Genomic DNA, 7,827 nt, shown 5'->3' with positions numbered 1-7,827 from the left:
AGATTTCCCATAGCGTAAGCTAGTAAGATCCCTGAAAGATGATCAGGTTGATAGGTTCGAGGTGGAAGCATGGTGACATGTGGAGCTGACGAATACTAATAGATCGAGGACTTAACCATATAATATGTAGCAATGTTATCTAGTTTTGAAGGAATATGCCTTCATAGTTTGGTGATGATGGCAGAGAGGTCACACCCGTTCCCATACCGAACACGGAAGTTAAGCTCTCTAGCGCCGATGGTAGTTGGGACCTTGTCCCTGTGAGAGTAGGACGTCGCCAAGCAACTTTAAGACGAGTCAGAATGACTCGTCTTTTTTGTATGCTTTCATACCTCTATCAATTGCATTTTTAACCCCTTCTAAATAAGAAAATCCATATTTTTTATCTGGCTCTAAGTAAGTTCCTTCCGCCCACTCGTTCCATGCGTTAATAAATAAAAACTCGCTGTTATAAAAAGAGTAAGTCCGATGAATTTGCTTGCTTAAATATATGGTGAACTTTTCAGGGGTAGAACCTACAAAGATGCTACTATTCGCGTTTTTACGTCGTGCAGTATTATCCCAATCAACAAAAGCACCAGGAAATGTTTTTTTCTTTGGGAGCGATCGTTGTAATATATACATCCATACTTTATCGTAGTCCCAAACATTTAATTGCATATCAGAATCATATATTACCTTATTTATGTCTGAAGAGCTATCATGGGCAATTGTATAGAAAGGTTCAAACTGAATGCTAGCATCAAATCCATTTATATTAGGTAGTGGAAAACTGTTTAATGTTTCAGCAAAGTATATACCTTTTAAACCATTTTCTCGCGCTAATGCATTCCAGTAATTAAGCATTTTTTCACAATCAGGAATATGTCCTGGACGATAAATAATGAATAGAGGTTTATCATCTATATAAATATATCTCTCATCCTGGAAAGCCTGTAATAAATAATCAAAGTGTTCCTTCCAATCAGATATATCTCCGTAGTCTTGAGGCATTAATATATGTTTATCGAGACCATCCCAAGATTTTGTCCATGGTTCATTTGCCCAAGAAAGACAAAAAGGGAAGTCAGGTTCCTTCATCTTTAATACCTCATTAAAGGGTGTTTCTAATAGTCTTTTTCCCTTAAACCAGTAATGATAATAACAAAAACCATATATCCCGTATGCTTTAGCGATTTTTGCTTGCCACTTTCTTACGGAGGGGGTAGTTAAGTCGTAATAAAAATCTTGATAAGGTTCCCTAGGTTGATAATGTCCTGAAAATAAAGGTCGTGCACTTTTAGTATTTGTCCATTCAGTAAATCCTTCCCCCCACCATCGATCATTTTCTTTTATTTGATGGAATTGTGGTAAGTAAAAAGCGATTATTTTCAAGTTATATCCCCCTTATATTATTCGTAGTTCAAGTAGTGGGAAGTTACTATTGATTTATTAAATCACTGAATTATATAGTATTTAGAAATTTTTTACATATTTTTTACTAATAAAAACATGTAAAAATTCAGCATCTAGCCCTAGTGATCTATCCTTTGGTAAATAAACAATTGTATACATATTTGCGTGTGTATAAATATATTCAATCATATCCTGCCCCCAATCGAACGTTACTAAAGATCCATTCTCATCAATAGGGTTTCCATGATAAATGGGCTCTTCAATATATTCAATCACCTCTTTATTCATTTTTGCTCTTTGCACAGTTTTTGTGAGTGTATGATACCAAGGGACAGTAAATACATGAGCACCGCCAGGTTTTAATACTCGTTCTATTTCTTTAAAGGCTTTGTTTGGTGTCATTACATGCTCAAAAACGTCTTGAGTAATGAATAAATCAAAAGATTCATTTTCAAAAGTCATGTCTTCTAAGTTTTCACATCTAATACCTTGAAAGTATTGGCCAAGAGGATAATTTCTAAAGTATTGAGAATAAGTATAGTTTTTACAGTTTTTTAATAGTAGCTGAGTCGTAATTCCTCCAGGAGAGGATTCGTGAATATTATAGGAATCCCATTTTGGAAAAAATGTATGTAAAGCATGGATTAAAGCTCGCTGCCTTGGTATAGAGTTACATGTAGAACATAAATAATGATCTCTAAGCCAATCATTATGCTCTATAAATGTAGCTTTCTTTTCGCAAATAACGCAGTACCCATTATTGTGTTTCAAATTGATTTCCACACAATATCCCTCCTATGTTAATAAATGCAATTTATGTATGGGAAATATGATACACGTCAACAATCAGCGAAATCAAAGGAAATGGGTGAAAGTTAGGTATCTCTTAAAATTACGATTAGGGAAAGAGAATAATTAACTCCCACTCGAATTAAAGTTTCACTTTATGCTATGCGATGTATCAGCTTTTATTCGTGGAAAAATGTATAGACTTAAAATATCCCTTTCGTGTATGGGTACATTTCAAAATCCTGTGCGTATATTTCTGTAACTAAGTCCATAGTTTCTTTATCATAAAAGCTTTCGTATGTTGGAAATCGGGGAAAGCCTGGATCTGTAATGCTAAGTTCTGCATAGCTTCCTGCATAAATCATCTTGTGAGCGCGATGATGATCTGAATTTGTAAGAAGTGCTAAATTAGATTTTGTTAAATCGTACATGTGTTCTATTTTAGTGATTTGTGTATTAAAATCTTCTAAAGGAATATAGCATTGAATGAAGTTTTCTTCACCAGGGACGTATTGTTGACTAAAATGTATATCTAATGCTAGGGAATTGGAACCGAATGCCTGAACGTAATATAAAAATTGTTTAAATGATATTCCTTGATTACTATATTTATCATTATAAAAATAATGACGGATGCTCTCCCATTGTGGGCTAGCATATGGATTGTCAGCAAGTAATAAAAATGAGCTGACAGCCCTTGTATAAGGATTTCGTACAAGTTTACAAACATTTTTTTTAGCCTCTAGAAGACTATTTTGTAAATGTTGAATGTAATTTGTACTGTTTTTATACACCCAGAACTCATAGTAATGAATAAAGTCATTGTATTTCTTTGCTTCAGTAAATAATCCAATTTGAAAAAAGAACCAATTAGCTAATGAGGTGCATCCGCTTCTATGACTCCAAAATAGTATAAGGGGAAAGTCTTTATGGTAATGGGGAATTCGATCTTTATGTAGGATTACATGATTTAAAAGTTCTTGATTTATATTTTTCATGAGTTTCGCACTCCTTTTTTTAGAACCTTGTGTATTTAGAAGTTTTTTTATGGGTTAAACAAGTGAGGATTGTTTATTAAATATATTCATGGGGATGAGTAAATATTATGATTGTTTTTGCAGTCAACCTTAATAAGGAAGCTATTCTAAAATGAAAATAGAAAATAAAGATAATGAAAATTTATAACAAACATACAATGATAAGAGGATGAATAATCAAAATGATCCAGTTTATTTGTGTATATTTTTAAGTTTGACGATAGGAAAAATTTATTACTAGAGAGATGATATTATGAGGAAGAATAATTATTTAATAGTAGGTGGAAATAGTTTCATTGGTATCAACCTCGCATTGGGTTTATTGAAACAGGGACAAAATGTAAAAGTATTTTCCAGACATATAAATAATTTTCCTCAAAATATTATAAGTGAAGTTGAATTTATTAAAGGTGATTTAGAAAATGTTAAGGATATATATAAGGCTTTAGTGAATATAGATATTATTATTTATTTAGCTGCGACGTCTAACGTAGCAACTTCAATTGAAGACGTTTTTGGCGATATTAATAGCAGTCTATTTTTTCTTAATTTCATGGAAAGTGTTAAAGAATTTCGTATTAAAAAAATTATATTAGCTTCTTCGGGAGGCACAGTTTATGGTGAACCTGAATATTTGCCTATTGATGAGAAACACCCATTAAGACCACTTTCCCCGTATGGAATAACAAAAGTTTCGCTGGAGAATTATTTGTATTTTTATAAGAAAAAATATGGAATAGATTATGTTGTATGTAGATATTCTAATCCGTATGGAAAATACCAAAACCCTTTAAAAAAAGTTGGGGCGATAAATTGTTTTTTGTACCAGCATCTCAGTAATGAAAGGATTCATATATATGGGAATCCAGAGGAGATTATTAGAGATTATATTTATATCGATGATTTAGTTGAAATTACTATACAACTAGCACAATTAAATCAATTGAAATCTTGCGTATACAACATAGGGAGTGGCAAAGGTCTTTCTTTAAAACGAATTATAGTGGAATTAGAGAAAATAACAGAAAGAAAAGTGGATTTTATCTGTTACAAACAAAAACAAGAGAACGTTCAAAAAATCATTTTAAATATTGATAAGGTAAAACAAGAATTGAATTGGGAACCTAAAATAGATTTTAAACATGGGATTAGATTAAATAAGCTATGGATTGAAGAGTTCTTATGTAGTAAAAAATAATAACCCACGCTCTACTTGTATATAAGCAGAGCGTGGGTTATTATTTTATTTCTTTTTCTATAACCCAAAGGTCTTGATGTTCCCACCAAAATCCTTCAGTATACTTTTTGATAATTGGGTTATGGGGTAATAATTTAATTTTGTCACACACGTAAGAGGGGCTAACTATCGTTTGTCCGTATTGATTCACATCTAAATCAAATTGTTCACTAGAAGAGAGAAACCAATAGCCCTTTTCATTTAAATTTGGAAACCCAAAGTATTTTTTGCTTTGATAGCCATGGGTTGTGAAAATGAATAAACCACCAGGTGAAACAGCGTTATACAATGTTTGTAGCCAACGAAACCAAGTTGTATCAGGCATATGAGAGAAAAAGGATAGACAAAAAACGATATCGTACGTAGAGGAGTCCAATTTTAACTGTTCAGGCTCAGGATGAGATAATATAGAAGAATTATTTAATTTGTTTTCAATAAAGGAAATGGCCTCTTCGTGTATATCGCAAGCGGTTATACTCAAATCCGTTTGTAGATTTAATAAATGACGTGTTACGCAGCCGTATCCGGATGCAAATTCTAACAATTGATTTGGATTGCCTGTAGGAGGATAAAGGGAAGTAATTAAGTTTAAGAGTATTTTTGCTGAGTTTTGCCCATCTTTAAAGTAGTAATCTATCGCTTCTTTTTTTGATGGGAAGACGGGATTAGTGACAATGAACTGAAAGATATGATCCTCAGGATGGATACTTGCATTTACATTATAGCTGTGTGCGATTTGAGAAATTAAATCTTTATGTTCCTCTATAAAGTCTTTCAAAGAGTATTCCTCCCTTGAGTAATAGTAGCAACTTAAAAGAGATATTGATGGCATAGAAAGCACATGTTTAAATTTTTAAGTATGCTTTAAGATACTTTCTATATGTATACATTTTCATTTTAGAAATGTCGTCGATAGTAAATCTTTCTTTAATGAAATTTTGCATTTGCACAACTTCATTGTAATGGGAGTATGAATCTTCTGTTCTCGTTACGCTATTTAAATGTCGTCTATGATAGTTTAAGGGGGCTGGATTGAAGTGAATATCTCCCTCTGTAAGAAGAGAAACATAGAAGAACCAGTCACCAGCTATTTTGAACTTCTCTAACTGTTTTTCTGTTTTCTTCATATCTATATTTTTAAAAACTACACTTGAAACATTAGGTATAGTATTTTTGATAAGTAACGTATCTTGTATTTCTTCGACTCCTTTTCGAAAATAGGGGGCTTTCCATTTTTCTTTATCGATATCATTTGTGTAATTTAAATAATGATTAGCCAATACATTTCCTTGTTCATCTATTTGTTTTGATTGTGTGTAACTTAAGGTAATATTGTTATTTATATAAAATCCCTGTATCACCTCTTGTAAAAATGTCTTATCGCATAAGTCATCGGCCTCTGCGATCCAAATATAATCACCAGTTGCTGCAGAGACTCCTTTTATCCATTGTTTAAATACAGAACCAGAGTTTTTATCATTAATAATCTGTTGAACCTTCAGGTGGGTCTTATTTTCTTTTGAGAGCAGCTTTTTAAAAGTTGATACGCTATGATCAGTGGAGGCATCGTCTAAGAAAATTAGTTCGTAAAGAGGGTAGGTTTGGTTTAATATCGATTCGATTCGATCAGGTAAGTATTTTTCATAATTATAGTTCGGTATGATTACACTTATCTTTTTGTAATTATGTTCGAGAAGATCTAGTAATTGATAAATGTAATTAAGAAAATTGAAGTTTTTTTCGATAAGTTCTTGGCCAAAGCTTCCCTTTTGTAATCGTAATCCCTCATCATGAATAAATTCATATATTTTTTCTAGCATTTTGGGTAAATTTAAAAAGTCTACTAAGGCACCAGTTTTTTCTGTAACAACATCTTCAAAACCTCCAGCATTTTTAAAACCTATAACAGGAAGTTTTGCATCCAATGCTTCTAAAACAACATTTGGAAAAGGATCTTCCCTTGAAGTTAATAAGTATAAGTCAGCCCCGGCGTTATATAATCCGATATCGAGAGTAGGATCGACTAATGTGAAATGTGCTTTATATTTAGGGGGCAGTGTATTCAGGAATTGAACGTCTGTTCTCCCTACCCAAATGAAATGAATATCCTTGTGAGTCTTTCTTACTGAGTAAGAGATAAGTGAGAATAAATCTATCCCTTTCCGATAATCTGCGAAGCCTACACCCAAGATGATTTTGCTATCTAGAGGCAGGTTAAGCTTCTTACGTAACTCATTTCTGGCTTTTGCAATATTGTTCTTATAAGGATTGTGGTTAAACAAACCTTGAGGGAGAATGTGACATTTTTGAGGATCCAATTCAGTGATTGTACGAAATTTTTCATATACGTATTGTGAAGGGAAGACAACTTTGTAAGCAAATTCAGCGATGTTTTTAGCTTTCCCTTCAGCAGAGTACTGTTGTATTAAATGCGGTAATTCATGTATTAATGAAACAACTTTTATATTGTGTCTAGCTAGTAATGCGACGATATCGCCACTTATGACAGTGCTACATATGGCGAGGGTAAAATTCTGTGATAATAAATCCTTTATTAATAATTCGACCTTTTCTTCTGTTTGATAACCTTGCTCGAGACAATAAACAGGACCGTACTTTTGAAAATCGGGAATTAAAATACCGGATCCAATAGAAATAATTGCAACAGAGTAATCAAAGTTTTCTTTAAGAGCCTTAATAGTATGTAAAGAAAGTAGCTGTGCTCCGTGGAAATGGGCATCATGGGATACATAAATTATCTTTTTATTAACATGCATTTCATAACGCCTCCTAAGGGTATTAGATTTCTTTCCCTTTTTTAAAGGTAAAGAAGAGAAGTGTTTTATTTATAATCCCCCTAGAGATGAGCAGGAGGGAGAACGTACTAAAAGAAAAAATACTATCCTTAATATATATTTACTTGGTCTCACATTCATTCTTTAGAAAAGTATTAGTATTAAGTTAGAGAGTGTAGGCTGCAGATTGTTAATTTGAATACATAAGTTTAAGAAGTTCTAAGGATGTGTTAGAAATTAAGAGGGGGCAAAGCTTTTATGATTTATAAAATAAAAAAGATAAAAGGTATTGACGATTGATCTACAGGGGTGTAATATAGAACAAGTCGCCGATGACAATAACGTCGAAAGCGACAAATGAAATGAAAAACTTAGTTGACATCAAATAACGAAAGTGTTAACATAAGGAAGTCGCAAATGAGCGGCTAAGTAGTTCTTTGAAAACTGAACGAAACAAACAACGTGAAACGTCAATTTTTATTTTAGATGCTAGACAAACTAACTTTATTGGAGAGTTTGATCCTGGCTCAGGATGAACGCTGGCGGCGTGCCTAATACATGCAAGTCGAGCGAA

Annotated in this window: 6 protein-coding genes and 3 rRNA genes; 4 read left to right on the top strand and 5 right to left on the bottom strand. The window is 32.8% G+C overall.

Annotated elements, in window-relative coordinates; genetic code table 11:
* Both EBQ15_RS30670 and rrf read left to right on the top strand, forming a co-directional pair.
* A 23S ribosomal RNA gene (locus EBQ15_RS30670) occupies positions 1-119 on the top strand; the annotation flags it as partial.
* Between the two features lie 48 nt (positions 120-167).
* A 5S ribosomal RNA gene (gene rrf / locus EBQ15_RS30665) occupies positions 168-283 on the top strand.
* A gap of 14 nt (positions 284-297) precedes the next feature.
* On the opposite strand, the gene EBQ15_RS30660 is transcribed toward rrf, so the two are convergent.
* The 3 genes from EBQ15_RS30660 to EBQ15_RS30650 all read right to left on the bottom strand — a co-directional run bounded on the left by EBQ15_RS30660 (position 298) and on the right by EBQ15_RS30650 (position 3,182).
* Positions 298-1,374 (bottom strand): glycosyltransferase WbsX family protein, encoded by a 1,077-nt coding sequence (locus EBQ15_RS30660; RefSeq protein ID WP_016119031.1) that lies wholly within the window; start codon positions 1,372-1,374, stop codon positions 298-300.
* Positions 1,375-1,455: 81 nt separating this feature from the next.
* Complete coding sequence (locus EBQ15_RS30655; protein WP_000405115.1) at positions 1,456-2,178, bottom strand: class I SAM-dependent methyltransferase; 723 nt, start codon at positions 2,176-2,178, stop codon at positions 1,456-1,458.
* A gap of 209 nt (positions 2,179-2,387) precedes the next feature.
* Complete coding sequence (locus EBQ15_RS30650; RefSeq protein WP_000790052.1) at positions 2,388-3,182, bottom strand: sulfotransferase family 2 domain-containing protein; 795 nt, start codon at positions 3,180-3,182, stop codon at positions 2,388-2,390.
* Between the two features lie 292 nt (positions 3,183-3,474).
* Here EBQ15_RS30650 and EBQ15_RS30645 point away from each other — a divergent pair, with 292 nt between their 5' ends.
* Positions 3,475-4,419: an NAD-dependent epimerase/dehydratase family protein gene (locus EBQ15_RS30645; protein WP_001230831.1), complete on the top strand. Its 945-nt coding sequence runs from the start codon at positions 3,475-3,477 to the stop codon at positions 4,417-4,419.
* Positions 4,420-4,459: 40 nt separating this feature from the next.
* Here EBQ15_RS30645 and EBQ15_RS30640 read toward each other — a convergent pair whose 3' ends face one another.
* Positions 4,460-5,236 carry a class I SAM-dependent methyltransferase gene (locus tag EBQ15_RS30640; RefSeq protein ID WP_000651235.1) on the bottom strand — a complete coding sequence of 259 codons (777 nt, stop codon included), beginning with the start codon at positions 5,234-5,236 and terminating at the stop codon, positions 4,460-4,462.
* A gap of 67 nt (positions 5,237-5,303) precedes the next feature.
* Entirely contained in the window at positions 5,304-7,235 is a 1,932-nt protein-coding gene (locus tag EBQ15_RS30635) for a glycosyltransferase (protein WP_000558374.1), read from the bottom strand.
* 522 nt (positions 7,236-7,757) lie between these two features.
* Here EBQ15_RS30635 and EBQ15_RS30630 point away from each other — a divergent pair.
* A 16S ribosomal RNA gene (locus EBQ15_RS30630) occupies positions 7,758-7,827 on the top strand; the annotation flags it as partial.

Origin of the sequence: Bacillus sp. 2D03 (assembly GCF_003946765.1) — a bacterium.
Lineage (GTDB): Bacteria > Bacillota > Bacilli > Bacillales > Bacillaceae_G > Bacillus_A > Bacillus_A cereus.
The sequence above is the reverse complement of the archived record's forward strand: the minus strand, read 5'-3'. Positions and strand labels throughout refer to the sequence as shown.